A 26,474-nucleotide genomic window follows, 5' to 3' on the forward strand; every position below is an offset into this window, starting at 1 on the left:
AGATTCCTGCTATAAAAATATAAAATCTCTTATATCAAAGGTAAAACCTAAATTCTTACTAAGGTAAATTTATATCCACATAATTTCAAACCAAACCCTTAACTGCTAGTAAAAGCACTTCTTTGAAGCCGCAATAGCGTCCTTATCCATTCCTTTAGTACAATTCTATCATCTTGATTTTTGTGTAATTATTTGTTAACCAAATTCAAATCTTAATTATGAAACGCTTATTATTAACAGGAAGCCTGATAATGGCTGCTGCAACATTGTCATTTGCCGGTAATCCAAAAGGTGAGTCCAAAACTGAAACGCCAACTGAAGCAAAATCTACAGCCGGTCAAACGCTCCAGTGGTATATTGTTTCTTATGACAATCCATCTGTATATCCGAATGGATATATCAAAAGCGGCTCTGCTGCAATCTTAACCGGTGATAAAAACGACGCTGAACAATTGGATGAATGCCCTAATGGTGCTAATTATGATTGCCTTCGCGGATTTGCCTCTGCACCGTCACTGCCGACTGGAAATGCCGGTACGGATCAGGTAAAGACTGATGTGCAACCATAGATAATAAAAGGGTATAACCGGCGATGGCCGGTTATACCCTTTTATACTTAGTTCATCTTATCAGGCCTGGCCGTTAAAGCTTTTTGTCGTTCTCCCCGCAGGTAAGCCTGCGGTAGCGTTACACGCCTTCCGGCCATCAGATCATTTATATTTTCTTCGGTTACTACCGTTGTAATTCCCTGAACAATCCCCCTGGGATCAATAATGATCAAATAAGGTGTTGCGCGTATATTATACCGGTGCATCAACGTGGAATCGTAAGCAATTGCGAGCGATAGTTTTTCTCTTAGTCTTTGTCGCTCATATAACCGTCGGATTGATGTATCATTTGAAACCTTTATGTATTGCGAACCTGTATATCCAACTAATAAAAACTGAACCTTTCCCTTGAATTTCTTCTGGAGATTATTAATTCTTGGTTGGCTTGACAGGCAAACGCCACAATATTGATTCCAGAAATCCAAAATCAACCATTGCCCTTTGAAATCATTTAAGGAAACTTTTTTCCTGGGATAGTATTTAACATCATTTAGGTGAAAATCCGGCATCGGTTTTCCGACTGTTGGAAATTCGTTGGTGTTTTGCGCATAACTCTGAGTAAAAGCAAAAAACATTATTGCGTAAATTAAATTCTTCATTTTTTTCTTTTAATTAGTATAACCATCATTTTGACTCAAGGAAGGGTTCTTAAGTATCTCAGCTAAAGGGATTGGATATAAGGCGTCGGCAGGCTGCCAGTTCGGAGCTTTGACCGGCCCCAATACTGCGTTGATAGTGCCTGTTCTTTTTAAGTCCAGCCATCTGTGCCCCCATTCGGCAAACAATTCGACCCGCCGTTCTTTTAGAATTGCAATCAGCAGATCGTTTTTACCAATAGCCGGGTTGCTTGTTTTAATTTTAATAAGCCCGGCCCTTGCCCGCACCAGGTCAATATCATCAATTGCGGCAGAAAGATTATTAAGTTCTGCCCTTGCCTCAGCCCTGATAAGGTAGAGTTCAGCGAGCCTTTGTACGATATACCATTCTGTGATGGGGGTTGCCGTCCTGGCTTTATATTTAAAGGGATAAAAATATGGTGTTCCGCTAACCGTATTGCTTTTCAGCCAGATCGCTTTTCGGTTATCTCCAGTTTCAAACGCCTGCAGGAGATGGCTGGTAACAGAGAACGTCGGCCTCACCGTTGCTGAAGAAGGAATGAAGGTTGCACCCTCACTGACATTTCCTGAAACCTTGGTAATTGAAAATATGGATTCCTTTGAGCCTGACAAAAAAACATTGTTAAGGGGTTCCAATGAATACCTGCCGGATAAGATCACTTCCGACGCCATGATTTCAGCATCCTGCCATCGGCCCAGGAAAAGGTATACACGCGCCAAAAGCGCAGCAGCAGCATCCTTGTTAGGCCGTGTATTGGTTGATGCAGCATAGCTGTCAGATAAAAGCAGCCTGGCTTCCAGCAGGTCAGCGACCACCTGGTCATAAACTTTTGCGGATGGAGTACGCGGCATAAGGCCGTTAACCTCGTAATCCGTACCCGTTTGAAGAGGTATATCACCAAATAAGTTCACGAGGAAAAAGTAATGCAACGCCCTGACATAGAGCATTTCTCCACGAAGCTGTTTCTTCACTGAAGGTGTAAGGGCTGCCGAATTATTTAAACCCTCAAGGACGGCATTGGCATGGTAAATATTTTTGAACGGATTTGACCAAAAAGTTGAGTTAATAGTCGTGTTATTTGTCAGTATGGAGTTGTCCCTGAAAAACTCATGGCTGGGGCTTGGATTACTATTGGTAATTTCATCAGCAGACAAACCAGCATATAGGGTAATGCCACCGTTACAAAATGAAAGGCTGCTGGCAGCCATTTGGTAATATAGCCCAACGGTGGCCGATGTGGCGGATTGGTCATCTGCAAAGACTTTACTCAGTTCTGCCTGATTTTCCGGTGGTTCGATATCAAGGAACTTATTACAGGAAACACAGGTCAGGGCGGCCAAAATAAGGGGCATAAAAATATGCGTAAGATAAATTTTCATTTTCATGACATTAAAGGTTTATTTGAATACCAGCAACCATTGTCCTTAAAGGTGGAAGCACATAAAAATCCTGAACTTCAGGGTCAGCACCTTTATAACCGGTAATCGTTAAAAGGTTTTGTAACTCGACATATAGCCGGCAGCCTCCTATCCGGTAACGGTTAAGCCAGTCTTTCGGCAACCCATAGGAAAAGGATACGTTCTTTAATTTAATAAAAGAAGCATCAGTATATCTTCCATTAGAGAGATTGAGATTCCCCAAAGCTCCCGATACACTGCTGGCTATGGATGTGAACTTCTGGATTTCGGAATTATCACCTGGCTTTTGCCACCTGTGCAATACAATTTCCGGCTGGTTATAAATCTGCCCGGGCGCAGCATCCGATAACTGCTGGATATAATTCGATCCTGTTTGTTTTGTAAACTGAAAGAAAAAAGTCACGTCAAAGCCTTTGTAGCTGATATTATTTTGAAGGCCGCCGTAGAACTTTGGGTCCCGATTACCAAAAACCTGAAAATCTGCCGCCCTCGTTAACTGCCCGTCGCCATTGAAATCCTCATAAGCATAGATACCTGTTTGAGGATCGACTCCCAGGAATCTATAGCCCCTTATCACGCTCAGTGATTTTCCTTCCACGTAAGTATTGTTATAACTGGTTGCAGCAATATTTGGAAAGGAGATAAGCTTATTCCTTGGTACGGTAATATTAAGTGATGTTGTCCATTTCAAATTCGCAGTAGAAATATTTTTTGTCCTTACCAGCACCTCTATCCCCGAATTTTCAACCAGGCCGGGAAAGTTCCGGACAACGTTTCCAAATCCTGTCTGGCTGGCCAGGACGTAGTTGATCAGCTGATTATCGCTCCGGTTATTATAATACGCGCCGGACAGGAAAACAGCGTCTTTCAGCAAGCCAAGCTCCAGAGCAGCCTCGAATTTCCTGCTACGTTCCCAATTGAAATTGGGGTTATACAAGCTTCTTGGAAAAAGTCCCGACAAGCCATTATAGTTATTCGTAGTGCTGCTCCATAGATTAAGATATTTGTAGTCACCGATCTGGTCATTTCCGGTTGATCCGTAGCTAGTTCTTATTTTACCATAACTTAAAAACGGGACAGCCTCTTTTATAAAGGATTCATTGGAAAATACCCATGCTGCACCAATAGCACCAAAATTTGCCCATCGCTGCTTTGGCCCGAACCGGCTAGAACCATCACGGCGCCCTGTCAGATTAATAATATACCTGTCCAGGTAGTTATAATTGATCCTTCCGAATAACGCCGTATAGCGATACACAGCCCGGTCATTTGAAGCATTGATCGTTCCTGCTGCTGCAATAGAATTCAGCAGTAAGTCAGAACTATAATTGAGGCCGCTCATGAGATTTGATGAACCGCTTTTATCCTGTAAGGTATTGCCTAATAATATATTCAGTTTACCCCTGGAACCGGTAAGATTATACTCCAGCTGCGGTTCTATAATCCAGCTGCGATTTACTGAATTAGCAAAATACGCTGAGGGAAGCTGCGATACATTAGGGTCTATGGATACTTTAGGTTTCGCAGACGATTCATCGGTCCTGAATACATTGTAACCAAGGTTAGCCCTGGCTACAAGCCCGGGCAACAGGCTATAGCTTAGATTGAGGTTACCATTTAAATTCTCGTTTATGGATTCATATTTTTCTTCCAGGAAAGACAATGGATTAGTGTGGCCCAGCGACCAATAGCTGACCCCGGCTTCGTCCCAGCTTAAGTTTCCGGCATCATCATATAAACGAAGGTTGGGAGGCGAGTTAAGATATCTTGTCATATCATAGGCAGGCAGCTTGTTTTTGTCATTTGAATACATGCCCGAAAATTGGATGTTGAACTTCTGGTCAGCAGTTTTATGGTTTATGCTGAAATTAAACGAAGTAATATTGTCTGAAAATTTTTTGGAATACACTGTGGTTTCCCTATGATAGCCCGCCCCGACAAGGAATTGGGTCAGGTTATTGCCACCTGAAACAGAGGCTTGTAAATTTTGAGAATACGCATTATTGCCAATGAGTAAATCTTTAAAATCAGTGTACCGGGACGCATCCCAGAGCATAATATCAGGTGCGTAACCTTGATTAAGCGGGTTAGCACTTAGAGTAAAGCCATCATTGGCTATCCCTTCTTTGCGCATGGCAATATATTGCTCAGTATTCAAGATGTCCATTGTTCTGCCAACCTTGTTATAGCCGAAATAACTATTGACATTAACCCTTGTTGCTCCCGTTTTACCCTTTTTAGTAGTGATCAATATAACTCCGTTGGCACCCCGGCTACCGTAGATCGAAGTAGCATCAGCATCTTTAAGTACATCTATGCTTTCAATGTCCTGCGGGTTGATCAGGTTGAGCGGACTTAATCCCCCTGTGCTGATTGAGGTCGGGTTATTTGCTGCCGATGAAACCCGGTTTGTTGCTGTTATTCCCGCTTCAAAAGGGACACCATCAATAATAAACAGGGGGTTGTTTTGCGACAATGCAGGGTCCAGTGAACTTTGCCCCCTGATCTGCACCTTGAAAGAGGAACCGGCCACGCCGCTTGTTTGCGTGATCACCATTCCCGGCACCCTTCCCTGCAATGCTGCCAATGGATTGGAAACAGGCTGGCTTTCTATATCTGCTGCCTTCACAGTGCTGACACTGCCGGTATTCAACCGTTGCGTAGTGGTCCCGTAAGCTATGACCTGAACCTCATCCAGGTCGGAAATCTTTCTTGTAAGGCTGATGGTTATGTTTTCTTTGGCCCTGACCTCCCTGGTTTCAAAACCTATAAACGATATCCGCAGGACCACGTTTTCATTTATACCGTTGAGGACAAAGGCCCCGACACTATTGGTCATTGCATATTGGTTTGTGCCTTTGACAGCCACGGTAGCACCAACCAGAGGCTCTCCCTTTTCATCCGTAACCGTTCCGGTAATATCCCGGGCAGCACTTTTGCTATTGTTTTCTTCCTTCTGCTTTTCCGTCTTTTCTTTAATGACAATGGTTTTGTCCAGTATCTGATAACTGAGCGGCTGATCTTTAAACACCTGGTCCAGCGCATCTTTCAGGGTCGCATTTTTAATCGTTACGGACACATCTTTTGCCCGTTTTATTTCCGAGTTATTATAGAGGAATTGATAACCGCTTTGCTTCTTTATTGTGGCAAGTACCTCGGTTAATGCCGCTTGTTTAAAGCTCAGGGATATGCTCTGCGCACGTACGGAAGCACATACATTCATAATGGTAATGGAGATTAAGCATGCGACAAGGTTTATCCGCATAATGATGGTCCGCTTGATGGCAGGGTCAAGCCCCTTTAGCCAGGATATGCTCCACGCTCTTTTAAGGGCGCAGGGATTCCCGTATGTAAAAAATTTCATACTTTTATTGCTTGGGTTAGTTCATTGAGTTGTTACAAATTTTTTCGACCCCGAACATGGCCGGAAGTGTTCTAGTAAAACACATCCGGCTTTTTTATGCCGGGGGATTATTAACTACCTGATTCTTTTTTTTATTTCATACGCTTATAGGTTTAGTTAAACACTCGGTTACTTATTGTTTCATGGATTGGTGATGATCAGTTTTTTGCCATGTTCAGTTTGTACGATCCTGCCCCTGATCTTGATCAGCTCCAGCATTTTCAGTACGGTACTCAAATTGGACTGCCGCGAGATACCACCGGTAAACAGGTCTTTGGGAATAGCGCCGCTATATTCCACTTCTATATTATACCACCTTGAAAGTTGCCGCATTACAGTTGGTACATCCGCATCATGAAAAACGAACAAGCCTTCTTTCCAGCCCATTACGGATTCAAGGTCTGCATCTGAGATACTTATGGAGTTTGCGGTTAATACGGATTGCTCGCCCGGCTTCAGTATTATATCTCTGGCCGCCGGGGACAAAGTATGTATGCGCACAGAGCCTTCCAGCAGCGTAGTCCGGATTGCTTTTTCATCTGTATAGGCATTGACATTAAAATGAGTGCCTAAAACCTCTATTTCCTGTTTGCTGGTTGTGACGACGACAAAGGGGTGTGCCTTATCCCTGGCTATTTCAAAGTAGGCTTCGCCGCTCAAAATGACCCTGCGGTTTTTCTCTCCACGCTCTCTCAGAGAGGCCGCAAAAGTTAGTGTTGAAGCGGCGTTAAGCCGTACCTTGCTGCCATCAGGCAGGTTCACTTGATAGGTTCCGCCATTGGGTGTACTTATGGTGTTGTACTTGCCCAAAGGCCCTTTATTGTTATCGCTACTGATGTTATATACTACCTGGCCATCCGTAGTTTTTGTAATAATAACACCGGCCTCCGAAAGGACTGTCCCGTTTTTCTGTTCATCCAGGCGTATAACCTTTCCGTTGGCTAACGTCAGTGTCGCCTTATTTCCACCGGGCGCTATATCCTTAGCAATGGCCTGGTTCTTTATATGCTGCCCGTCCGGCCAGAGATAGAAATATGTGGCCGTCCCTACAATCATGAAAATACAAGCCGCTGCAATAATGCGTTGCCATTGGGGAATAGGGAAATACTTTCTGCGCTGCAAGTGCGTTGCCCTGATCTGCGCCTTAATACCCATATGCATCCGGTCACGGATCTCTGAAGGGCTTGAAGCATAGCCGTGGGGCAGTACCAGCTTTTGATCCTGATGGCTATTGTACCATGCGTCAAATATTTCCTGCTCCGCATCAGTCAGTGTGCCATCTTTCCATTTGCCGGCAAGTGATTCTATATATTCATCGGTATATTCCTGGTCCATATCGGGTGGTTTATTCTATAGTCAGAATAATGCACGCCAACCCTTAGCCTGTAGCTTAAAAATTTATACCTGCCCGGATAATCAGTGTTGGTAAGAAGATGCCTTAAATATCAAAATGATTATTTCAGAAATTATTAAGGGTATTTATCAACGATTGGGCTATACAAGACATAGTTTCACTTGGTCGGGTAAATGCGTTTCGTGTCTTTTGTTGCGCTTACAGATGAAATTTATTTTGCTCTAAAATAGCAAGCAGGACAGGCGGTACAAATGTTGTAAGGTTTCCCCTGATGTGCCGGAGCGCCTTCGACATATGGGCTTCTACAGTCTTTTCGGCAATGTCAAGTTCTTTTGAAATCTCCCTGTTGGACAACCCGTCTTCCCGGCTCATCCTGAATACGATCTGGCATTTGTCCGGCAGGCTTTTAACTGTTGCTTCTATCCTTAACCGCAGCTCATTTTCAAAAATATACTCTTCAGCAGAAGGCTGTAATTGGGAATTGAGGTCCGGGAGCCTGGATTCTTTCACACGCTTGCGGCCTCTCTGGTCAAGGAAATTGATGACACGGTACTTAACGGCTACCGCCAGGTATGTAGCTAACGAATGGGTAAGTTCGAGCCCGTCCCTTCGCTGCCATAATTTAATAAAAATGTCCTGGACAATTTCTTCTGCTTCTTCCGGTTCATGGAGGCGGTGGCAGGCCACAGATAACAGCTTGTCCCAAAAGCGAAGGTATAAAGCAGACAAAGCCTGCTCATCATCCTGCCGTAGCAGATGTACCAACTCACTGTCAGAAAGAGCTTTATAACTGTTCACTTTACTCCCTTGCGTTCAATGCCGCAACAATACTAATATACAAATTATTCAGGGTGATAAAAAATACCGGAACAATTATATTGACGTTAGACTCTACAACACTGTACTATCTGTACCCGATCTCAATTGTCAGCTCACCCGTAACCGTATACCCTTTTATCGGATCAATATGGCGGACCAGCGTACTGATAGGCTGTACAAACTTACTTCCTATAGTATGCAACGGCCATAGGAAAGACAGCGGGAGGCGGAACCCTATGCAATCCGAAAGGTCTTCAGCCAATACCTGGATAAATGGATATTCCATTGATTCCAGGAAAATCCTTTGCTTTTCATCCAGGTCAAAATGCCAGTGCATCCATGTTCTGAAGTCTACTCTTAAACTTTCTGTTTCTGCGCGAAGGGCATCGTCCGGGAGTTGGTATAGCTCCTGCTTTTTGATGCGCACGCCCTCGTCGGTGAAGGGTTGTTTTGACATGGGTTGTTTTTTTAGTTATAATATTTACTATTTGCCGTCGTTTAATTAGCAATAAAATAATTGCGATAACAAGCCACAAAATCAATGCCTGATCCGCAAAGCACAGATAGGGCTTCTTTCAGGAGCAGCTTTATTATTGAATATAACGACATCTATTTCAGGGTTATTGCCTGCCTGCTTGCTGCACATATCCTTGTTGCCTACGGGGAAACGTTAACCCTCTTCGAAATGCTGCTGATGCCGCATTATTATTATGCGCTCATCCCAAGTTTCCTTATTGCGTTTATCCTCTTCAATATCATCAGGGCAATTAATATCCGGCTCGATAAAAAATTTGACTGGACAGCGCAGACCATACAGCGTGCAGGCACCCAGGTATTCTTCGCTTTTATTATCCCGGCTGTCTGCGCCTTCCTGATGGCTTCCCTCTACTTCGCCATCCGGGGCCTGAACATTTTTAAGACAACCTATCTGAAATATGACTTCCAGTTTATTCTATTGCAGTTGCTGCTGATCAATGTTTACTACATCGCCTACCATTTTTATCTCAAATGGTCACAGGCAGAAAAAATAATCTCCCAACTTGCGGTGCAGCATGTTGGCCCCAATAGGCCGAAAGAAACGTTTACAGTAAGCAAAGGTGCCGCTAACTTATTATTGGCGATAAATGAAATTGCCTACTTCTTTAGGGAGGGGGATAATAACTATTTAAGGACAGTTAATGGCGAAGATTATTTTGTCAATACAGCACTTGACGAAGTACAGCAACAATTACCGGAAGATATTTTTTTCCGTGCCAACAGGCAATTGATCGTTCATAGAGAGGCTTGTAAAGCTTACGGCTTACTTACTTATGGGAAACTGAGCATAAAATTACACCCACCTTTGGCTACTGATGCGGTGGTCAGCCAGAAGCGTGCGAAAGATTTTAAGAGCTGGATGGATTACTTATGACCTTACCTGATATCGGTATCAATAAATATCTGCGTTATTGAAAGTACATTTTTAAATTTTGTTGTACCCGAAATGATATAACCATCGGATATGCCGGAGTTTTCGATCTTACCTGTATTTAGTAATATTTCGAGGTAGGCACCAGCAGCCATCTTTATCTGATCCATTAGGTGCGCAGCCTGTCTGCGTAGTTATAATTATTTCTAAAAAAGCTTTCTTTTCGTTTAACGATCAAAAGGGGCATCCCTTCGGCCGGGCTTTCCGCTGCAATCTTTTCTTGCAGAAAAGGATTTCCACTTCAATCCCTGATGCATATTGACCCTGCTCTGTTTTATACGTTAGGCTTTTTGTCCATCTTCCTGATCCACACCTATTATATTGAGACTAAAATATAGTGAGGGAGAAGTGTCGCATGAATGAAACCACAAAGGTAGGCCATGCGCTGCTGAAGCGGCCCAAAGACTACGGATAAACCGCTCATGCTTCGCTATTGATTCCGTTTCCTTTTGGCCTCGATTGCGCATAGCCTGAATGGGTTCCATAATTCATTTTAAAACTTTAAATCAGCAATTATGGAAATGCGCATCACTCCACCGTTTACGGCTGTAGCAGAAATTGAACTCGTTTACCGCACAAAGGTAAAGCCCTCTTTAAGGCTATCAGTTTGTTCAACCAAACAGGCTTACGACGTTTTTCGTAACCATTGGGATATGGATAAAATAGAGCTTCAGGAACAGTTTAAGATTATGCTGCTAAACGCCTCCAATAAAGTGGTTGGCCTTTATGAATGTTCATGCGGCGGCACAATGGGTACCGTTGTTGATGTCCGTCTCGTGTTCTGCTGTGCGCTGAAGATCAATGCCAAAAGGGTAATCCTTTGTCATAACCACCCCAGCGGCAACCTTGCTGCAAGCCAGGCTGACCGCCAACTGACAACCCGAATGGTTGCGGCCGGAAAGATCCTCGATATTGGGGTTATTGACCACCTGATCATTACCAGCGAAGGCTTTATATCCTTAGCTGAAGAAGGGCTTTTATAGCCCTTTTTTTTGCTCCGTTTTTACCACAGCTAAAGTTCATTACTGTTCCTTCCCTTACGCGGGATGCCCTGCTCCTCTTCATTCTGAAGTTCACCGAAGAGAGGGGGAAGACCTCCTCCCTGGGCCTTTTTCATACAACAGACAAAAAGTGCAGCTAATCTAGGGTGCCCAAGCCCCCGCGCAAAGCAGCCAAAAAAAGAATTGGATGAACGGTTTCCCCCCTAAAGGGGCCCCCCATTAAACCATTTTTTTTTTGGCTTTCGCCTTTGGGCACCCTGCCGATTGCTTTCTTTTTTTCCGTTTGAAAAAGGCCCATTGAGGCAGGCGGCTGAAAAGAAAAAGAAACGAACAAAATTTTTAATCATTAAAAAACAAATGTTATGCAACACATTTCAGGAACAGTAACCGCAGATGCCACCATCAAACAACTAGAGGATGGCAGGAAATTTATCACGTTCAGCATTGCCGACAATGATTCGTACAAACCCAAAGACAGCAATGAACGGGTTGATCTGACCACCTTTTTTAATTGTACCTACTGGCTCGGAACAGGCGTAGCCAAAGTATTGCGCAAAGGCGCAGCCGTAGACCTCATCGGCAGGGCTTGGGCAAAACCATACAAAGACAGGAACGACAATTGGAACGCCGCATTAAATTTTAATGCAAGCCAGATCAGGTTTACCAAATATGCACCAAAAGACGAAGAGGAGGCCGTAACCGCTACACAAGGCAAGGCTACAGGTAAAAGCAGGAAAGCCAAAGCAGAAGAAGCTAAAAAAGACGACCTGCCATTTTAAACCTTAACCCCAACCGTTATGAAATTCTTTAAAGATTGTAAAACACTGGATGAAGTAAAAGCCCGCTATAAAAAACTGGCCTTACAATACCATCCCGATAAAGGCGGTGATACCGCCACCATGCAGGCGATCAATTCTGAATATGCCTTTGCCTCCGCTAAACTCGTGAAGGGTGCTAACCTTTCCGAGGAAGAGACAGAACAGGAAATGAAGTTTTCCGAAGAATACCGCAAGGTAATCGAGCAGATCATACACCTGCCATCTATAAAAGTCGAGGCCATCGGCTTATGGATTTGGGTAACGGGAGAAACGTATCCTGTACGCTCCGAACTGAAAGCAGCGGGTTTATTCTTTGCGCCTAAGAAACAGGCTTGGTATTACCGCAGTGAATTATACAAAGCCACAAGGGGCGGAAAAAAAACACTCGATCAGATCAGGGATAAATACGGCAGCGAAATTATCCGTACCGAAAAACGCAAAACCCTTAACACCGCTTTTTCTAACCATTAAATTTTAAACAAAATGTTACCCGTACTTAGAATTGATACCGCCGTTATGCTGCCTGACACCGACCAGTGGCAGCACCGATTTAACATCGAAAGCCAAAGTTCAAACAGGCTTTATGTGATCTCCCAACACAAACAGAAAAAGCATTGGGGTTGCAGTTGCCCCGCATGGAAAAGATACCGCAAATGCAAGCACCTGCAAATCCTTGGCATTCCTTGTAATGAGCAGCCCTATGAAGTCAACATCATCCATAACTAAACTAAAAACATGGCAAAAGGATTTTTAGACGGTTACAAAACCTACAATACGGCCGCAGGGTTCGGCAGCCCCAAAGCTTGGCAAAAAGCGTTTAAACAGCGCATGGGTAAGGAAGAAGCAGAGGCCATTTTGCAGGGTCAGCAGCAAACCCCTTACGGGATTTTAGGCATCGAACAAGGCGCAACATCCGCAGCAATAAAAAAGGCATACCGCAAAATGATGATGCTTTGGCATCCCGATAAAAACCCCGACAGGATAAGCGAAGCCGAGGAAATGAGCAAAAAGATCATTGCGGCCTACAGCATTTTAACCCATTCATAAACAGGCATCATAGCCAATCAACAAATAAAATTATGAGACACGATTTTGAAGAACGCAAGCAAAACCGCATCGAAAATGCGAGAAATCAGGCAGCCAAAAATAAAAAACAATCCAACGAACTATATAACAACGCTAACAAAATGGCGGCTGCTATTCCTTTCGGTCAACCCATATTGGTTGGGCATCATTCCGAAAAAGCTGATCGAAGCTACAGGAATAAAATACATAACACGTATGGTAAAGCTTTTGAAAAAATGGATAAGGCAGGGTATTACGAGGATAAAGCCGAAGCCATCGAAAACAACACCGCTATTTTTTCTGATGATCCAAACGCATTGGAACAGCTACAGGATAAGTTAAAAGAGTTGGAAGCCATGCAGGAATTTATGAAGTCTGCCAACAAATGTGTAAAGAAGAAAGATAAGGAAGCTTTTTTAAAACTGCCTTTTGCAACAGAACAGCTTTGGGTAGAAATCAATACGCCCGATTGTTTCAGGCAAATCGGTTGCCCTGCCTACAGGCTGAAAAATAACAATGCCAATATCAGACGGATAAAAGAGCGTATCAAGGGACTGGAAAGGCTTGAAGCGAGTGAAGAAAAAGAATATATCATTAACGGGGTGCGGATTAAAGAGAATACCGAAGCCAATAGGGTGCAAATATTTTTCCCTTCGCGCTTATCCAAAGAAGCCTATAAAAAAGTACGGGGTCACGGTTTTGTTTGGTGCAGGTCTGAATCCGCATTCCAAAGGCAGCTAAACAACCACGCGGTATGGCTTGCCAAAAATTTAGCAAACCAATATCCAACCCTTAATCAATAGCATTCATAAAACATTAAGCGGGGCGCAGCCGCACAAGGGGCGCAATTTTTAAACTTTTAAACATAATGAACATGGAATTTAAAACAGGTAGCCGTTATACGATTATTAAAATATCTGAATGGCTTGCAACAACAGAAAAGGACGAGATTATTATCAGCGGCTTTTTACCAAGCAGGCAACAATATTATTTCAAACACAAGCGCAGCAAAAAGGAATGGCTGCTCCCTAAAGAAGACTTGAAGTGGCTTGTTTTTGAAGGTCATAACCTTCCGTTACGCCTTGATTCGGAAACTAACCGATATATGGGGAACGCCTGTATCAATTTCGTTTCTGATAATCCCGAAGAACTAAGGGGATATATTGAAAAACACTGCATCAATACCGACCGCTCCCTATTCAGTAAGATATATATCACTCCTGAAAAGGACAGGGAAACGATAATAAACCCTCCATACGACCAACTATTTAAAGATGAAGACAACGATTAAAAGACCTTAAAGCGGGGCGCAGCCGTACAAGGGGCGCAGAACAATATGAAATTTTTAAATCTTAAAGCGACAATTGTATTTACACAATTGGTAGATACACTTAAAGAGGGGCAATACCGAAAGATTTTAAACGAGCCTTATATGCCGTTGACAATAGAAAAGGTCGGAGAGCGCATCAATACGCCCTGGGGATTGGCCTCCCTATACAGTTTTTGCCACTACTATGAGCAAAACGGTGACCTGATGCAAGACCCTGAAATGTGCTTCTTTATGCTTGACAACAGGGAGGGTTTTTCGGCAGACTTTGCCAAAGTGCTGATTGCTCCTTATATATTCCGACAGGCCAACCTTGCTATTTACGAAGAAAGCGTATTGATGGAATCAGATAGCCTGACCAAGTTTCACAGGCCGATGCAAAAGGGGCACACTGATTTTGCCAATCAATGGCTTGCCAATATTCAACAACAGGGATTTTTAAACAGGTAGCTATGAACTTTCAATTTAATTTCCAGATCAACCCTGACCATGACCGCAAAAATTGGGATGCCATCCCACCACATAAAAAGCTGATGGCCGACAGGGTTAGTGCAGTTATGCTTGCTAAAAAAACAGCAAGGTTATTTAAGGCAGAAGTGAGACTTACAGAAGGTGATTATCCTTTCACTACAAGTGGCTCTTACTTCAGGTACAAGGAACAATAAAAATCAATAAGGCAGCCGCAGGGTTGTGGCTGCCTTTTACCATCCACTTATTTTTTACTTAAATCTAATATTATGACAACGATAGCAAAACGGAAAAACCGTAAATCAATAAAACAAACTCCCAAAGAAATCGCACCTGCAATTGCCGAAGCTGAAATGCCAACGGGGGAACATTTAGAAATAGAAGTTTCCTTGATTGACTTTAGTCCTAAGAATTACCGCAAAATCTTTAAGCAGGGGGAGATTGAAGAATTAGCGGACAGTATTAAAACTTACGGCTTAATACATGCCCTGACCGTACGGCAAACAGGCGAGCGGTATGAACTCGTGAGCGGGGAACGCAGGTTAAGGGCGGCAGGATTGGCAGGGGTTATAAAACTTCCCGTTGTTGTGCGGGAACTCACAGACGAACAGGCCAACGAAATCCGTTTGGCCGAAAATCTTAAAAGGGTTGACCCGCATCCATTAGAGGAAGCCCTCCTTATTGCAGAAATGCAGGGAGAGGGTAAATCTTTGGAAGAGGTTGCCCTCCGTATCGGAAAATCCAAAGCCTTTGTATACAACCGCATCAAACTGGCAGGGCTTATTGAGCCGATACAGGAAATGTTTATTGAAAATAAAATCAACATTCTGGAAGCGACAGATATAGCCGCCCTTGCCGCCGAATCACAACAGCAATTTTTTAATGACTATTGCAAAAAATGGAAACAAAAGGATTTCGGTATCCATAACCTGCGAAATATTTTGTCCCGCTATAAATACGACCTTAGAAAAGCGCCATTTGACACTAAGGACAAACACTTGAAGCCCGCAATGGGAGCCTGTACAAATTGCCCGTTCAACTCTGCAACGCTTAAATCTTTATTCCCTGAATTTGCCAAAGAAGCAGTATGTAATAACAAGGCATGTTATAAAGATAAGTGCATAGAGAATACAGTGAGAAATGTCCGCAAGGCCATTGCAGACAAACAGCCCGATGCCTTGCTTGTTAACTATGCATTGTCCGAAGAAGCGGAGCTTGTTTTGCAATCCCTGCCTGAAACCGACAGCTTACCGCGTGTTAACTTTTCTGATGTAACTATTATTCAAACACCAACCTTACCCGATAAGGAGGATTATTTAGACACATGGAATTGCGAAGAAGGGGAAGAGCCTGAATTTGACGAGGATAGTTATAATCATGACATGCAGGAATATAAAAATGATCTTGCAGAATTTGAGGCAGAGGCAACAAAGGAAACAACAAAAAAAGGGCTGACCTTTTCCTTTGACGAATGGAAAGTTATCTTTTACAGTACAGAGCAAAAGAAATCTTCTTACAACGCAAATGCACCTGTGACCGCAAAAGAAGTACAGGAAGCCATAAAAGCAGGGACGGTCACCATAGAACTGTTAACCGCAGAAATAGCCCGTATTAACGCAAGGGAGGAAAGAGCAAAAGAAATAGACAGGGATAAAATCCAGTCGCAGGTACACGAGCAATTTCTCAATCAGCAGGAAACCGACGAGCAGGCACAAAAGCCTACAGCCGCAGATTTGGTATGCGCAAGATTGGTCATTTATCAATCGCTTGATTATTCGGTAAGGAATGCGGTCAACAGGGTATTGTTTGCCGACACCGATTTTTCAAATAACGGGCAGTTTTATGAAGCACTGGCAAACATGCCGGAGCAGCAATACGCTTTCCTGATCCGTATGGCCGTTGCAAGAAAATCCGAAAGTAAATACCCGACCAATGTTACTGCATACGCATTGTACGAGATGGCCAAAGCATCCGGTCTTGATGTGGCCGCTATTGAGCAGGCACAGGAGGAGAAAGCAAAAGAGCGTCAGGATAAAATGGAGTTAAGGATTAAGGAACTGGAAAAGCGCATTGGAAGATTGGAGATGATAGCATAATCAGGGTACGGGGGCGCAGCCGTACAAGGGGCGCAATTTTTATTTCATAAAAATAATATAATATTATGAACATTATAGATTTGGAAGGAAGAAAAATCGAAATTACACAGCTTGCCGAAACGATTAAGGAGGTTGAAAAATATTTAGCGTTCAAACCTGAACACCGTTTTAAATCCCTTCAGATATTTGAACAGCGAAGGGCGGCATACTGGAATGACATCCTGCAAAAACTATTGCAGTTACAACAACGTTTAACTAAATAAAATTACAGTCATGGATATTACAAGTGTACAGGTGTACGGAACGGTCATTTTAATTATCGGCCTCGTACTCCGTTATTTTATGCGGCGCAGAAGGTTTAACCGTAACAATGCTTTCGGGGTACAGGAGTTTAAAAGTTTTGAACACAAGTCGGTTGTACAGCCGTTGGAAAGGTTGGTAAGAATTATTGCTGCGGCGTTAATCCTTTTTGGTGCTTTACTCCTCATTGTGGAATGGTACAACCACAAGGATATTGACAAAAAGCCTAAGCAGGAATCTGCCCCCGCAGTTCAGAAATAGTCGGATGCGGCATTTAAAGGCTGCAATAGCGGCCTTTGTGCCTTTAAACAAAGAAAAATGCCCGTTGATATGAAAGTAGCCGAAAACGGGCGCAAAAACGGCAAACGCTTCCATCCTCACGGATGGGCGTTTGCGGGAAGCGGTGCAACCCCTTATCTCAAAGAAGATTTATCGTTTCCGATTGTCTTTGAGATAAGGGGTTGCGGCGTTTTTTGTTTGTTATGCTTTCAGCTTTGCTAAGAATCTTTGCGCTTCTTTCAAGAACATTACCAGATGCTTTCTTTTATGTCTAATGCTATGCTTAGGAGCGAAACTTATGGTATCTTATCAATCTAAACAACAGGGACGGCGTTTAATTGATTGCGTATGCTTTGTTCAAGTTGCTGTAGCCGTCTAAGTGGTGGATTGAACGGATGTTTGGGGTTAAATGTCGCAGCGGCGTTTAGTTCCAGCTTAATAAATTCGGGAATATCTTTTACGACCATACATCCCTGCCGCCACTCTTTTATGAGGATCGGCGTTGTATCAAAATATTCTTTTAGCCTGGCTACCTCCTGAAGTACTTCGGGATGTTGTGGCGTGTCTTTTTGCATAATGTAAAATTAAAAAAAAAGCACCATCTAAAGATGATGCTTTACTTTAAATGCCGTCAGGCTACTTCCCTGCGAAAGCCTGCAGCTTTTGGAACAGTTCAGCCAGTCCAGCCTTTTGTAAAAACTCATCCGCGATTTCACAAAGTTCATTACTGCTTTCTTTCGGCAGCACCGAGACAAGATCCTTTACCATTCCTGTTTCCTGCTTTACTCCCTGCCTGATGGCCTGGCTCAGTAGCAGGATTTGCGCCCTGCTGATCTTCAGATCAACCTTCACATTTTTTTCATTCATGCCGGGGACGCTTAACAAAGCATCATACATCACGGCCACATCGTTTGTTGTCATACCATTTCACATTTTCTTTTCACTTAGCAAAAGTAACGACCCTTGACGGATTTAACCTGCGCAGAATTTGCGCAGGTAGTGATGCATCTGCCGGTGCCCCCTATTTTTGTATCACTAAAATTCTTTGTGCAGTAGAAAACGTGAATTATGGAAAAGAAGAAAGCATTGCTGTCGTGCGACGAAGCAAAACAAATGGATATGGTGGGGTACCTGTCCAAATTAGGCCATGAGCCAATCAAGGTAACCGGTGCCGATCATTGGTACCGGTCACCGCTAAGGGATGAGAAAAGCCCGTCATTTAAAATCAACAGGACCCGTAACCGCTGGTTTGACTTCGGGTCAGGCCAGGGCGGTAACCTGGTTGATTTCGGTGTGCAGTATTTTAAGTGCTCTGTCGGTGAATTTTTACACAGGCTTGAGGATACCTTCCCTGCCATCCCACAGCAGGATGTCAGGCATGCAGGCAAGTCTGCTCAACAAACCATAGCGGTAGTCGCCGAACATGAGCTGAACAGTCCTGCGTTAATCCAATACCTTACAGGCAGGTGTATCCCCGCTGAAATTGCAAAACAGTATTGCAGGGAAGTCCGCTACAAGATAGCGGAGAAAACTTTTTACGGGATAGGCTTTAAGAACAATTCCGGAGGGTATGAAATCCGCAACCCTTTCTTTAAGTCTGCCAGTTCACCGAAGGACATAACAACTATTACGAATGGCGGCAATAGCATCGCTGTCTTTGAAGGCTTCTTTGACTTCCTGTCCTACCTCGTAATTTCAAAGGACAATAAAATCAATAAGCCTGATTTTCTTATCCTCAACAGCCTTGCATTCTTTGAAAAGGCCAAACCTGTAATGGAGCAATATGATTCAGCTCATCTGTACCTGGACAATGATGCCGCCGGGCAAAATTACAGTAAGCGTGCCTTGTCTGCCGGTAAACCTTACGTAGATGAAAGCAGCCTCTATACCGGCTGCGGGGACTTAAACGATTACCTGTGTAAAAGCAAATCCCTCCAGGATAAAAGCAACGACCTGGGCCAGGGGCTCCGGAGATAACAATCCCCTTTAGATTCTAACAAAAGAGCTTCCGATATATACGGAAAGCTGTACGATTACCTGGGGCGCCCGTAATCGGCCAGATGTACAGTTGTTTCACAACCGGATCTGGCTGCCCTTACTCCGAAGTCGTGGGCAGTGCTCTTGGTAACTATGCAGCTTTTTTAAAACGTGAACATAATAAGTGATGAAAGAACAAAAAAACAACCGCAACAAATGGCTGCATGTCCGGGTGACAGAGGCCGAACTCGAAGCCATATTAAAGGCTTACAGCAAGACGACAAGCCCGAAATTCAGCGACTTCCTGCGCAGGCAAGTGCTCGCCAAACCCCATATCGGGAAGTACCGGAATGAATCCCTCAATGATTTTGTGACCGTGCTTGCAGGGTTGAAAATGGAGCTTAAAGCAGCAGGCAATAACCTCAACCAGGCAGTAAAGAAGCTGCATACCCTCAACCACCGCAGTGAACTGGAACGGTGGCTGGTCACATGGGAACTGGATAAAAGGAGCTTCCAGAAAAGCGTTGAATCCATAACCAGGCACATGGATAAAATCAATGACCAATGGTTGCGGTGATCCGTCCGAGCGGCAACATCAGGAAGGTTCTGAACTACAATGAGCATAAGGTAAAAGAGGGTGTTGCCACATGCCTGGAGGCAGCCTATTACCTCAAAGATGTAGATAAATTAACCTTTACGGATAAGCTTCGCCGCTTGCAGAATCTGGCTGAGTTAAGAGAATCAACAAAGGTAAATACGCTTCATATTTCCCTGAATTTCGATCCATCTGAGCACCATTCCCCTGAAAAATTAAAGGAGATTTCAGCCTCTTATTTAGAGAAGATCGGCTTCGGCGGACAGCCGTATTTGCTATACCAGCACTTCGATGCAGGGCATCCTCATGTCCATATTCTAACGACGAATATTAAGCCCGACGGCAAGGCAATTAACCTGCATAATATCGGTAAAAACCAATCAGAAAAAGCCAGGAAAGAAATTGAAATTGCCTTTGGGCTGGTTAAAGCGGAAGATAGTGAGCAGCGGAAACGCTATGACATTAACCCAGTAAATGCAGCCGTAGAATATGGCAGGTCAGCTACGAAAAGGGCGATAACAAATGTGCTGAACCATGTCCTTTCTACCTATAAATTCAGCTCCTTACCTGAACTCAATGCTGTGTTGAACCGGTATAATGTCAGCGCCGAAAGGGGGACTGAGCAGTCCCGCGTGTACCGGAGCGGCGGCCTGTTATACCGGATTCGTACCCCTGATGGAACAATGAAAGGTGTACCCATTAAGGCCAGCGATTTTTATAACAAGCCTACTTTGAAACACCTCGAACAAAAGTTTATCGAGCACTCCAAAGAGAAGCCTAAACATAAAATCCGTGTTAAAAATACAATAGACCTATTCTTTGCAAGGAACCCGGGAAGCAACCTGCAACAAATGATCTTAGGGCTGCATAGAGAGGGGATGGATGCCATCGTAAGGCAGAACAAAGACGGGATAGTGTATGGCATTACCTATGTGGACCACACAACAAAGTGTGTATTCAATGGCAGTGATCTTGGTAAAAGCTACAGCGCAAAAGGCATTCTGGAACGTTGCGGCAGTCTGGTTCCTATACAAGATACTCCGGCCCATTCCCTATCCGCAGACAAACAAGGCAGCCAGGAAAACGGGCAGCAAAATGATAAGCACCCTTCTGAAATCAACCACGAACAACAGTCCTGGCAACCGCCCCAGACTACTGTACTGGAAGAGCTTCTACAGTACGAAAACGCATCGGCATACCTGCCTTATGAGCTGAGCGGAAAAAAGAAGAAGCGTAAAAATTCAATCAAAAGATAAACTAATAACAAACGATTATGGCTATGCAGACCGGCGAAAACGAACAGGCGATGAGGAAAATCCTGGATATGACCAGGTTTATCAGTATCACATTACTACTCTTTCATTGTTACTATTTTTTATACGCTGCCTTTGACCAGTGGCAGCTTACATCATCCTTTACAGACCGGTTGTTAGGTAACATCCGCAACACCGGGCTGTTCAGCAACTTTCATAAATCAAAGCTCATTGCCCTGGGCTTCCTGTGTATTTCGCTGATGGGCGCAAAGGGAAGGAAGAACGAAAAGATAAATTACAGGACAGCATTTTGCTATTTAGTAACGGGCTTACTCTTATATTTCCTAAGCTCCTTAACGCTGCTGCTTCAATGGAATAATATTACTGTGGCAGTAATTTACATCGGCATTCTTTCCCTGGGATACCTGCTGATGCTCTCCGGCGGGACGCTCCTTTCCAGGATCATCAAGCAAAAGCTGAGTGATGATCCGTTTAACCTGGAGAACGAAACTTTCCCCCAGGAGACACGATTAATTACTAATGAATTTTCTATCAACCTGCCAACCCGTTTCCGCTACAAAGGAAAAATACATGCTGGTTATTTGAACGTCATATCACCACAAAGGGGCGTGATTTGCCAGGGATCGGCTGGTTCAGGTAAGACAGCATTCTTTTTACGGCACGTCATAACACAATGTCTTGGTAAAGAAGAACCATTCTCTGCCCTGATCTATGATTTCAAATTCCCCGATTTATCTATCATCGCTTACAACCATTGGCTACTGAATAAACATCGGTATAAAGCTAAATCTGATTGCTTCTTTATCAATTTTGATGACCTGTCCCGCTCCCATCGCGCCAATGTATTTGACCCGCTTGGGATGACCGATATCACTGATGCCAGTGAATCGGCAAGGACGATCTTACTTGGCCTCAATAAAGAGTGGTCGAAAAAACAAGGTGATTTTTTCGTCGAGTCACCAATCAATTTTGTTACCGCTGTTATCTGGTTTTTGAGAAAATATAAACATGGTATGTATTGCACCTTGCCGCATGTACTTGAATTGATCCAGATTAATTACGACGATTTATTCAGCGTATTGAGGTTGGAACCGGAAATTTCTGTTTTATTAAACCCATTCATCAGTGCCTACCTGTCAAATGCTAAGGAGCAGTTGGAAGGCCAGATTGCCAGTGCAAAAATTGCGCTGGCAAGGCTTACGTCACCCCAATTGTATTATGTCCTGTCAGGTGATGATTTCAGTCTTGACATAAACAATCCAAAGCATCCGGTGGTGCTTTGTATGGGCAATAATCCGCAAAAGATTATGACCTATGGTGCGGTATTATCCTTATATACCAACAGGATATTAAAGATCATAAACCAAAAAGACAAACATAAATGTGCGCTTGTGCTCGATGAGGAACCCACTTTAACCGTTGATCTCAATACTGTGGTCAGTACCGGAAGGCAAAACAAAATCTGCACTTTTATCGGCCTTCAGGAAGTAGCGCAGCTACGGAAAGAATACGGCAAGGATTCTGCCGAGGTACTCATTAATATGGTGGGAAACCTGATCTCAGGGCAGGTTACAGGAGATAGCGCCAAACAAGTTAGTGAACGTATCGGTAAGATCAACCAGAATAAAACGAGCCTTTCTATAAATAGCGGCGACACCTCCATCAGTAAAAGTTTACAGCTTGATTACGCTGTCCCTGCTTCAAAGATGGCCAACCTTTCCAGCGGTGAATTTGCCGGAACGGTTGCCGATACCCCGCAACAAAAAATAGAATACAAAGCTTTCCATTGCCAGATCGTCAATGACTTTGATGCCATCAACAGGGAAGAAAAGAACTATAAACCAATTCCTGTTATTCGCAAAGTTGATAGCCAAATGGTGCAGCGAAACTATGAACAGATCAGGCAGGATGTACAGGACATAGTAAATTCAGAATTATTTAGATTGATGAATGATCCGGCCCTTATGCATTTGATCATAAAAAAAAATAGTCCCGTCAAATGATACTTTTCAATTATTATGTTAGTAAGAGCCAGTCAAAAACGACACGCAGGATATTTGGTCATTAAGAAATAATCATTGTAATCGTATAAGCAAAGGAAGCATCTGCGGATTGCTTCCTTTATTTTTTATCGAGTAATTTCTGAAGCATTTCAACTTTTTCGCGTTCGCTTTGGATCAGTTGATTATAGAGATTTTTATTTTCTTCAACCAGTTCCATACACTTGTCAAGAGGATTAAAATTATAATTATAAACACCGGACGTATCGTTCATATTCTGAATGTTGATCACAACAGATTCTTCATTATAGTTTCTTATCGCCTCGACAGGAACGCCTAAAGCTTCGGCGATAACCGCTAATTTCTCATCATCTATATGATCGCTTTGTTCAATTTTAGATAGGCCCTGACGGGTCATCCCTAAAGATGTCTTGTCCTAAAATAGGTTTACACTAAAAAGTGTAAAAATGGACGCAAAACAGAAGCGCAAACCTTCGAAAACGTACACGAAGGATCAAAAGTATTTGATTGTTCAGGACTATCTGACAAGTGGTTGGTCAAAGCAGGCAATTTGGGAAAAACATACCGGAGAGCTTAAAGAACACGGAAAAATAGTTCTGTGGATGCGCAAGTTGGGCTATGATGTTTCTCGATTAGCTAGAACAAATAGATTTGCCGATCAATGTGCATTAATGGAACAAAAAAAATCTGAGCCTCTTGTTTGGGGGGAATCGGTTGAGCAGCATCAAATGCAGAAACGGATTGAATTTTTGGAAGGTCAATTAAAGGATGAGGAACTTAAAGCAATTGCATTTTCAAGAATGGTAGATATTGCTGAAAGGGAGTTTAAGATCCCGATCAGAAAAAAGTTCAATACCAAGCCATAGAAAGTATGAAAATTGATTTTTCGCACATAGGCCTTGCCAAACTATGTGGTTGGTTTGGTATTACCAGGCAGGCTTACTATCAAAATCGCTGGGAAGGCGTTTCGACAAGTATCGAAGAAGAGTTGGTATTACAGGAAGTGATAAGCATAAGAAGGTCTCACCCCAGGATGGGTGCGCGTAAGCTATATGATCTATTGGAAGGTTTTATGTTGGAGCATAGTATAAAAATGGGAAGAGATGCCTTGTTTGCCTTGCTTGCAGCCAATAACCTTTTAGTTAGGAAAAGAAAAAGAGGCGTGTACACGACCAACTCACATCATTGGCTTAGAAAGTACCCCAACCTTATCAGGGGCTTTGTGCCAACAAGTATAAACCAGTTGTGGGTGAGCGATATCACTTATTGGAAGGTAGATAAGGTCAATCTGTATATCAGCTTTATCACAGATGCTTACTCTCGAAAAATAGTAGGTTATCAACTGGCCAAAACATTGGCTGCTATTGAAAGTGTACAAGCTTTGCAAATGGCGCTCTCTGCCTTGGGGGCAGAGCACCATTCGCAGCTCGTACACCACAGCGACCGAGGTATTCAATATTGCAGTCATGAGTATGTAAAGCTATTGCAGGATTATGGAATACGAATTAGTATGACCGAAAATGGCGATCCACTTGAAAATGCGATAGCAGAACGGTTAAATGGTATCATGAAGGATGAATACTTGCATAATTATAAGGTTAGGACTTTTAAAGAGGCAGCTGTTGTATTAAAAAGAGCTGTTACATTGTACAATAACGAACGTCCTCACATGAGTATAAGCAATTTCACACCTAATTTTTTGCATCTCTCAGGTAGACAATTAGACACTGGAAAATTATGGAGGAATTATTACCAGAAACAGATTACGTTTGTAAACAAGGAGCAGGACTAAGCAATTACTGTAAACCAGGATTAGGATTATTTATCTCAAACTGTAAACTTTTTTCAGGACTATACACACACAGTGTCTTCGTTGATGCATGGGGAAAATTCCCCACCCTAAAAAAGGGGAAATCTACCTATTGCATTCCTAAGCTTGTTTTACAACTTTTGTGGCCTGATGACCCAATATTATTATTTGTGAATTATTTTTTTACGCAGTTTAAACCCAGTCACTGAAAACCATTTTCAGACATATTTTTGCAATCACATACTTGTTTTGCCCTTCCCTGTACGCCCAGCAAGCGGAAACAGTGGAAAGTATAGGATATGCGAAGCAGTACATGGATAGCAGGAGTTCTGCATTGGACAAATACCTTGACAAATCAGATAAAATACAGCAGCGTTTATTAAAACGATTAATGCGCAAGGAAGAAAAGATCCTTAAACGGCTTGCTGCAAAAGATTCCGCGCTATACAAACAATACCTGAACCAGGGTATCAGCTATGATTCTATAGCAACACTTTCAAAAGATAGCACTTACCAGCAACAACATATATCAAAGGCCGGCATTATTGACAGCCTTAAAGGAGTGCAAAGCTTTATACAAAAACAAAGTGCCAAACTAAACACACTTACCGGCGTCGCCGGCAAAGCCGGTATAGAAAGCAAAGAGCTCACCGAACTGCAACAAAAACTAAATACCCAACAGCATATAGATGCACTGATAGGCCAGCGCACCAGCGCACTGGAAAGCCTTACAGGCAAAGCGGGTATAAGCGGCTTACAGGATATACAGAAGAAAGTTTATTACGCAAAAGAGAAAATAAAAGCCTGGAAAGAACTGGCCGATGAGCCTGATGAAGCAGAAACAGCAGCACTCGAATATCTTCAAGGTACAGAAGGCTTTGGTGAAAGCCTGACCAGCAATAACAGCGGGGCATTCGGAGGTTTAGGAAACAACGCAACAGCCGAAAATCTGCAACGTTTAGGATTCCAGACGAAAAGTCAAGTTAATGGCTTGTTGCAGCAAAAGTTTGGTAGTAGTCTGGGATCAGTACAGCAACAAATGGCTGACCAGGTAAAAGACTACAGTGAAAAACTCAAAGGCATTACCGATAAAGTAAAAGAGGCCAAAGACGGCATCAACAATGCAAAGCAAACACTTAACGAAGCAAAGCAGGCAAAGAACAAACTGAAAAATATAGAAAAACCAACCTTCAAAAAGAACCCTGAGCGCGGAAAGCCGTTCTTAAAACGTCTTGAACCAGTCTATAATTTTCAAACAACAAGAGATACACCGGACGGATTAAGGCCAGCCATGCTGGAATTAGGTGCTGGTGTTGCATTCAAACATAGCCCGAAACTCAGCTACGGTATAGGCATAGCCCTGAGCACAGGACTGGGCCAGAACTGGCAGAATATTAAACTGACTTATGAAGGGGTAAGTGCAAGGGCATTCGCCGATTGGAAGCTGATATACGGCTTCAGTGCACAGGCGGGGTATGAAAGGATTTTCCGGCCTGCCAATAGGCCCTACCTGCCGGAAACTCAAAACCAATCAACCAACCCTTCCAACCCTGATGCCCATAATAACATCCTTAAAGAAAGCTTTGGTGGTCAGCAGCAAGCAGCCTATATCGGGATCATGAAACGTTACCGGATCAATAGTAACTGGAGCGGCACTTTCCTGGCAGGCTATAACTTTTTATGGCAGCAGGAGGAATTGAGAAGCCCGTTCGTGCTGAGGTTTGGCTGGGGGAGATAAAGTCAATAATCAAAAGT

The 26,474-nt window shown here is 43.2% G+C and carries 31 protein-coding genes; 21 read left to right on the forward strand and 10 right to left on the reverse strand.

Annotation, left to right across the window (positions count from 1 at the left end; genetic code table 11):
- Nucleotides 1-218: 218 nt before the first annotated feature.
- Nucleotides 219-569 carry a hypothetical protein gene (locus J7E57_RS08865; protein ID WP_215127153.1) on the forward strand — a complete coding sequence of 117 codons (351 nt, stop codon included), beginning with the start codon at nucleotides 219-221 and terminating at the stop codon, nucleotides 567-569.
- Between the two features lie 47 nt (nucleotides 570-616).
- On the opposite strand, the gene J7E57_RS08870 is transcribed toward J7E57_RS08865, so the two are convergent.
- The 6 genes from J7E57_RS08870 to J7E57_RS08895 form a co-directional block, all read right to left on the reverse strand.
- Nucleotides 617-1,207, reverse strand: coding sequence for a TlpA family protein disulfide reductase (locus tag J7E57_RS08870; protein ID WP_215127155.1), 591 nt, complete (start codon nucleotides 1,205-1,207; stop codon nucleotides 617-619).
- Nucleotides 1,208-1,216: 9 nt separating this feature from the next.
- Nucleotides 1,217-2,611: a RagB/SusD family nutrient uptake outer membrane protein gene (locus tag J7E57_RS08875; protein ID WP_215127158.1), complete on the reverse strand. Its 1,395-nt coding sequence runs from the start codon at nucleotides 2,609-2,611 to the stop codon at nucleotides 1,217-1,219.
- Between the two features lie 4 nt (nucleotides 2,612-2,615).
- Nucleotides 2,616-6,008: a SusC/RagA family TonB-linked outer membrane protein gene (locus J7E57_RS08880; RefSeq protein ID WP_215127160.1), complete on the reverse strand. Its 3,393-nt coding sequence runs from the start codon at nucleotides 6,006-6,008 to the stop codon at nucleotides 2,616-2,618.
- Between the two features lie 180 nt (nucleotides 6,009-6,188).
- The gene (locus J7E57_RS08885) at nucleotides 6,189-7,382 is read right to left on the reverse strand and encodes a FecR family protein (protein ID WP_215127162.1); all 1,194 of its coding nucleotides are present in this window, start codon (nucleotides 7,380-7,382) and stop codon (nucleotides 6,189-6,191) included.
- Between the two features lie 217 nt (nucleotides 7,383-7,599).
- Nucleotides 7,600-8,199: an RNA polymerase sigma-70 factor gene (locus tag J7E57_RS08890; protein ID WP_215127164.1), complete on the reverse strand. Its 600-nt coding sequence runs from the start codon at nucleotides 8,197-8,199 to the stop codon at nucleotides 7,600-7,602.
- A 106-nt stretch (nucleotides 8,200-8,305) separates the two neighbouring features.
- Nucleotides 8,306-8,677: a hypothetical protein gene (locus J7E57_RS08895; protein WP_215127166.1), complete on the reverse strand. Its 372-nt coding sequence runs from the start codon at nucleotides 8,675-8,677 to the stop codon at nucleotides 8,306-8,308.
- Between the two features lie 84 nt (nucleotides 8,678-8,761).
- On the opposite strand from J7E57_RS08895, the gene J7E57_RS08900 reads away from it, so the two are divergent.
- A complete protein-coding gene (locus J7E57_RS08900; RefSeq protein WP_215127168.1) occupies nucleotides 8,762-9,631 on the forward strand; it encodes a LytTR family DNA-binding domain-containing protein in 870 nt (289 codons plus the stop codon).
- A gap of 2 nt (nucleotides 9,632-9,633) precedes the next feature.
- On the opposite strand, the gene J7E57_RS08905 is transcribed toward J7E57_RS08900, so the two are convergent.
- A complete protein-coding gene (locus tag J7E57_RS08905; RefSeq protein ID WP_215127170.1) occupies nucleotides 9,634-9,798 on the reverse strand; it encodes a hypothetical protein in 165 nt (54 codons plus the stop codon).
- A 405-nt stretch (nucleotides 9,799-10,203) separates the two neighbouring features.
- Here J7E57_RS08905 and J7E57_RS08910 point away from each other — a divergent pair, with 405 nt between their 5' ends.
- The 12 genes from J7E57_RS08910 to J7E57_RS08965 all read left to right on the forward strand — a co-directional run bounded on the left by J7E57_RS08910 (nucleotide 10,204) and on the right by J7E57_RS08965 (nucleotide 17,264).
- Nucleotides 10,204-10,671 carry a JAB domain-containing protein gene (locus J7E57_RS08910; protein WP_215127172.1) on the forward strand — a complete coding sequence of 156 codons (468 nt, stop codon included), beginning with the start codon at nucleotides 10,204-10,206 and terminating at the stop codon, nucleotides 10,669-10,671.
- 380 nt (nucleotides 10,672-11,051) lie between these two features.
- Nucleotides 11,052-11,468 (forward strand): single-stranded DNA-binding protein, encoded by a 417-nt coding sequence (locus J7E57_RS08915; protein WP_215127173.1) that lies wholly within the window; start codon nucleotides 11,052-11,054, stop codon nucleotides 11,466-11,468.
- A gap of 18 nt (nucleotides 11,469-11,486) precedes the next feature.
- Nucleotides 11,487-11,978 (forward strand): J domain-containing protein, encoded by a 492-nt coding sequence (locus tag J7E57_RS08920; protein ID WP_215127175.1) that lies wholly within the window; start codon nucleotides 11,487-11,489, stop codon nucleotides 11,976-11,978.
- Between the two features lie 264 nt (nucleotides 11,979-12,242).
- On the forward strand, nucleotides 12,243-12,554 hold the full coding sequence (locus J7E57_RS08925; RefSeq protein ID WP_215127177.1) for a J domain-containing protein: 312 nt from the start codon (nucleotides 12,243-12,245) through the stop codon (nucleotides 12,552-12,554).
- 32 nt (nucleotides 12,555-12,586) lie between these two features.
- The gene (locus J7E57_RS08930; RefSeq protein WP_215127179.1) at nucleotides 12,587-13,375 is read left to right on the forward strand and encodes a DUF3560 domain-containing protein; all 789 of its coding nucleotides are present in this window, start codon (nucleotides 12,587-12,589) and stop codon (nucleotides 13,373-13,375) included.
- A 71-nt stretch (nucleotides 13,376-13,446) separates the two neighbouring features.
- Nucleotides 13,447-13,863 carry a hypothetical protein gene (locus J7E57_RS08935; protein ID WP_215127181.1) on the forward strand — a complete coding sequence of 139 codons (417 nt, stop codon included), beginning with the start codon at nucleotides 13,447-13,449 and terminating at the stop codon, nucleotides 13,861-13,863.
- Nucleotides 13,864-13,908: 45 nt separating this feature from the next.
- On the forward strand, nucleotides 13,909-14,349 hold the full coding sequence (locus J7E57_RS08940) for a DUF6908 domain-containing protein (protein WP_215127183.1): 441 nt from the start codon (nucleotides 13,909-13,911) through the stop codon (nucleotides 14,347-14,349).
- A 2-nt stretch (nucleotides 14,350-14,351) separates the two neighbouring features.
- Nucleotides 14,352-14,564 (forward strand): hypothetical protein, encoded by a 213-nt coding sequence (locus tag J7E57_RS08945; protein WP_215127185.1) that lies wholly within the window; start codon nucleotides 14,352-14,354, stop codon nucleotides 14,562-14,564.
- A gap of 72 nt (nucleotides 14,565-14,636) precedes the next feature.
- Nucleotides 14,637-16,463, forward strand: a complete 1,827-nt coding sequence (locus tag J7E57_RS08950) for a ParB/RepB/Spo0J family partition protein (RefSeq protein WP_215127187.1) — start codon at nucleotides 14,637-14,639, stop codon at nucleotides 16,461-16,463.
- Nucleotides 16,464-16,528: 65 nt separating this feature from the next.
- Nucleotides 16,529-16,726 carry a hypothetical protein gene (locus J7E57_RS08955; protein ID WP_215127189.1) on the forward strand — a complete coding sequence of 66 codons (198 nt, stop codon included), beginning with the start codon at nucleotides 16,529-16,531 and terminating at the stop codon, nucleotides 16,724-16,726.
- Nucleotides 16,727-16,736: 10 nt separating this feature from the next.
- The gene (locus J7E57_RS08960) at nucleotides 16,737-17,024 is read left to right on the forward strand and encodes a molybdenum ABC transporter permease (RefSeq protein WP_215127190.1); all 288 of its coding nucleotides are present in this window, start codon (nucleotides 16,737-16,739) and stop codon (nucleotides 17,022-17,024) included.
- 69 nt (nucleotides 17,025-17,093) lie between these two features.
- Nucleotides 17,094-17,264, forward strand: coding sequence for a hypothetical protein (locus J7E57_RS08965; RefSeq protein WP_215127192.1), 171 nt, complete (start codon nucleotides 17,094-17,096; stop codon nucleotides 17,262-17,264).
- 92 nt (nucleotides 17,265-17,356) lie between these two features.
- Here J7E57_RS08965 and J7E57_RS08970 read toward each other — a convergent pair whose 3' ends face one another.
- Nucleotides 17,357-17,617: a DUF6965 family protein gene (locus J7E57_RS08970; RefSeq protein ID WP_215127194.1), complete on the reverse strand. Its 261-nt coding sequence runs from the start codon at nucleotides 17,615-17,617 to the stop codon at nucleotides 17,357-17,359.
- A 61-nt stretch (nucleotides 17,618-17,678) separates the two neighbouring features.
- Complete coding sequence (locus tag J7E57_RS08975; protein WP_215127196.1) at nucleotides 17,679-17,963, reverse strand: hypothetical protein; 285 nt, start codon at nucleotides 17,961-17,963, stop codon at nucleotides 17,679-17,681.
- Between the two features lie 147 nt (nucleotides 17,964-18,110).
- On the opposite strand from J7E57_RS08975, the gene J7E57_RS08980 reads away from it, so the two are divergent.
- The 4 genes from J7E57_RS08980 (at nucleotide 18,111) to mobC (ending at nucleotide 22,891) form a co-directional block, all read left to right on the forward strand.
- Entirely contained in the window at nucleotides 18,111-19,019 is a 909-nt protein-coding gene (locus J7E57_RS08980; protein ID WP_215127198.1) for a toprim domain-containing protein, read from the forward strand.
- 187 nt (nucleotides 19,020-19,206) lie between these two features.
- The gene (locus tag J7E57_RS08985; protein ID WP_215127200.1) at nucleotides 19,207-19,596 is read left to right on the forward strand and encodes a plasmid mobilization protein; all 390 of its coding nucleotides are present in this window, start codon (nucleotides 19,207-19,209) and stop codon (nucleotides 19,594-19,596) included.
- The gene (locus tag J7E57_RS08990; RefSeq protein ID WP_215127202.1) at nucleotides 19,584-20,870 is read left to right on the forward strand and encodes a relaxase/mobilization nuclease domain-containing protein; all 1,287 of its coding nucleotides are present in this window, start codon (nucleotides 19,584-19,586) and stop codon (nucleotides 20,868-20,870) included. Before J7E57_RS08985 ends, J7E57_RS08990 begins: the two co-directional genes overlap by 13 nt.
- 17 nt (nucleotides 20,871-20,887) lie before the next feature.
- A complete protein-coding gene (gene mobC / locus J7E57_RS08995; RefSeq protein WP_251029864.1) occupies nucleotides 20,888-22,891 on the forward strand; it encodes a conjugal transfer protein MobC in 2,004 nt (667 codons plus the stop codon).
- 118 nt (nucleotides 22,892-23,009) lie between these two features.
- On the opposite strand, the gene J7E57_RS09000 is transcribed toward mobC, so the two are convergent.
- Entirely contained in the window at nucleotides 23,010-23,306 is a 297-nt protein-coding gene (locus J7E57_RS09000) for a transcriptional regulator (protein WP_215127204.1), read from the reverse strand.
- Between the two features lie 49 nt (nucleotides 23,307-23,355).
- Here J7E57_RS09000 and J7E57_RS09005 point away from each other — a divergent pair, with 49 nt between their 5' ends.
- The 3 genes from J7E57_RS09005 (at nucleotide 23,356) to J7E57_RS09015 (ending at nucleotide 26,457) form a co-directional block, all read left to right on the forward strand.
- A complete protein-coding gene (locus tag J7E57_RS09005; RefSeq protein WP_215127206.1) occupies nucleotides 23,356-23,775 on the forward strand; it encodes a hypothetical protein in 420 nt (139 codons plus the stop codon).
- Nucleotides 23,776-23,780: 5 nt separating this feature from the next.
- On the forward strand, nucleotides 23,781-24,701 hold the full coding sequence (locus tag J7E57_RS09010; protein WP_215127208.1) for an IS3 family transposase: 921 nt from the start codon (nucleotides 23,781-23,783) through the stop codon (nucleotides 24,699-24,701).
- 301 nt (nucleotides 24,702-25,002) lie between these two features.
- Nucleotides 25,003-26,457, forward strand: coding sequence for a hypothetical protein (locus J7E57_RS09015; protein WP_215127210.1), 1,455 nt, complete (start codon nucleotides 25,003-25,005; stop codon nucleotides 26,455-26,457).
- Nucleotides 26,458-26,474: the final 17 nt, after the last annotated feature.

Origin of the sequence: Pedobacter sp. ISL-64, from assembly GCF_018613605.1 — a bacterium.
Taxonomy (GTDB): domain Bacteria; phylum Bacteroidota; class Bacteroidia; order Sphingobacteriales; family Sphingobacteriaceae; genus Pedobacter.

Excerpts from the sequence above, each read along its gene's own strand:
- J7E57_RS08960 (WP_215127190.1), top strand. The coding sequence starts at position 16,737 with ATGGATATTACAAGTGTACAGGTGTACGGAACGGTCATTTTAATTATC.
- J7E57_RS08865 (WP_215127153.1), top strand. The coding sequence starts at position 219 with ATGAAACGCTTATTATTAACAGGAAGCCTGATAATGGCTGCTGCAACA.
- J7E57_RS08910 (WP_215127172.1), top strand. The coding sequence starts at position 10,204 with ATGGAAATGCGCATCACTCCACCGTTTACGGCTGTAGCAGAAATTGAA.
- J7E57_RS08955 (WP_215127189.1), top strand. The coding sequence starts at position 16,529 with ATGAACATTATAGATTTGGAAGGAAGAAAAATCGAAATTACACAGCTT.
- J7E57_RS08975 (WP_215127196.1), bottom strand. The coding sequence starts at position 17,963 with ATGACAACAAACGATGTGGCCGTGATGTATGATGCTTTGTTAAGCGTC.
- J7E57_RS08940 (WP_215127183.1), top strand. The coding sequence starts at position 13,909 with ATGAAATTTTTAAATCTTAAAGCGACAATTGTATTTACACAATTGGTA.
- J7E57_RS08935 (WP_215127181.1), top strand. The coding sequence starts at position 13,447 with ATGGAATTTAAAACAGGTAGCCGTTATACGATTATTAAAATATCTGAA.
- J7E57_RS08915 (WP_215127173.1), top strand. The coding sequence starts at position 11,052 with ATGCAACACATTTCAGGAACAGTAACCGCAGATGCCACCATCAAACAA.
- J7E57_RS08965 (WP_215127192.1), top strand. The coding sequence starts at position 17,094 with ATGAAAGTAGCCGAAAACGGGCGCAAAAACGGCAAACGCTTCCATCCT.
- J7E57_RS08950 (WP_215127187.1), top strand. The coding sequence starts at position 14,637 with ATGACAACGATAGCAAAACGGAAAAACCGTAAATCAATAAAACAAACT.
- J7E57_RS08880 (WP_215127160.1), bottom strand. The coding sequence starts at position 6,008 with ATGAAATTTTTTACATACGGGAATCCCTGCGCCCTTAAAAGAGCGTGG.
- J7E57_RS08945 (WP_215127185.1), top strand. The coding sequence starts at position 14,352 with ATGAACTTTCAATTTAATTTCCAGATCAACCCTGACCATGACCGCAAA.
- J7E57_RS08905 (WP_215127170.1), bottom strand. The coding sequence starts at position 9,798 with ATGGATCAGATAAAGATGGCTGCTGGTGCCTACCTCGAAATATTACTA.
- J7E57_RS09000 (WP_215127204.1), bottom strand. The coding sequence starts at position 23,306 with ATGACCCGTCAGGGCCTATCTAAAATTGAACAAAGCGATCATATAGAT.
- J7E57_RS08900 (WP_215127168.1), top strand. The coding sequence starts at position 8,762 with ATGCCTGATCCGCAAAGCACAGATAGGGCTTCTTTCAGGAGCAGCTTT.
- J7E57_RS09005 (WP_215127206.1), top strand. The coding sequence starts at position 23,356 with ATGGACGCAAAACAGAAGCGCAAACCTTCGAAAACGTACACGAAGGAT.
- J7E57_RS08875 (WP_215127158.1), bottom strand. The coding sequence starts at position 2,611 with ATGAAAATGAAAATTTATCTTACGCATATTTTTATGCCCCTTATTTTG.
- J7E57_RS08885 (WP_215127162.1), bottom strand. The coding sequence starts at position 7,382 with ATGGACCAGGAATATACCGATGAATATATAGAATCACTTGCCGGCAAA.
- J7E57_RS08895 (WP_215127166.1), bottom strand. The coding sequence starts at position 8,677 with ATGTCAAAACAACCCTTCACCGACGAGGGCGTGCGCATCAAAAAGCAG.
- mobC (WP_251029864.1), top strand. The coding sequence starts at position 20,888 with ATGGCTATGCAGACCGGCGAAAACGAACAGGCGATGAGGAAAATCCTG.
- J7E57_RS08920 (WP_215127175.1), top strand. The coding sequence starts at position 11,487 with ATGAAATTCTTTAAAGATTGTAAAACACTGGATGAAGTAAAAGCCCGC.
- J7E57_RS08990 (WP_215127202.1), top strand. The coding sequence starts at position 19,584 with ATGGTTGCGGTGATCCGTCCGAGCGGCAACATCAGGAAGGTTCTGAAC.
- J7E57_RS09010 (WP_215127208.1), top strand. The coding sequence starts at position 23,781 with ATGAAAATTGATTTTTCGCACATAGGCCTTGCCAAACTATGTGGTTGG.
- J7E57_RS08980 (WP_215127198.1), top strand. The coding sequence starts at position 18,111 with ATGGAAAAGAAGAAAGCATTGCTGTCGTGCGACGAAGCAAAACAAATG.
- J7E57_RS08970 (WP_215127194.1), bottom strand. The coding sequence starts at position 17,617 with ATGCAAAAAGACACGCCACAACATCCCGAAGTACTTCAGGAGGTAGCC.
- J7E57_RS08985 (WP_215127200.1), top strand. The coding sequence starts at position 19,207 with ATGAAAGAACAAAAAAACAACCGCAACAAATGGCTGCATGTCCGGGTG.
- J7E57_RS08930 (WP_215127179.1), top strand. The coding sequence starts at position 12,587 with ATGAGACACGATTTTGAAGAACGCAAGCAAAACCGCATCGAAAATGCG.
- J7E57_RS08870 (WP_215127155.1), bottom strand. The coding sequence starts at position 1,207 with ATGAAGAATTTAATTTACGCAATAATGTTTTTTGCTTTTACTCAGAGT.
- J7E57_RS08925 (WP_215127177.1), top strand. The coding sequence starts at position 12,243 with ATGGCAAAAGGATTTTTAGACGGTTACAAAACCTACAATACGGCCGCA.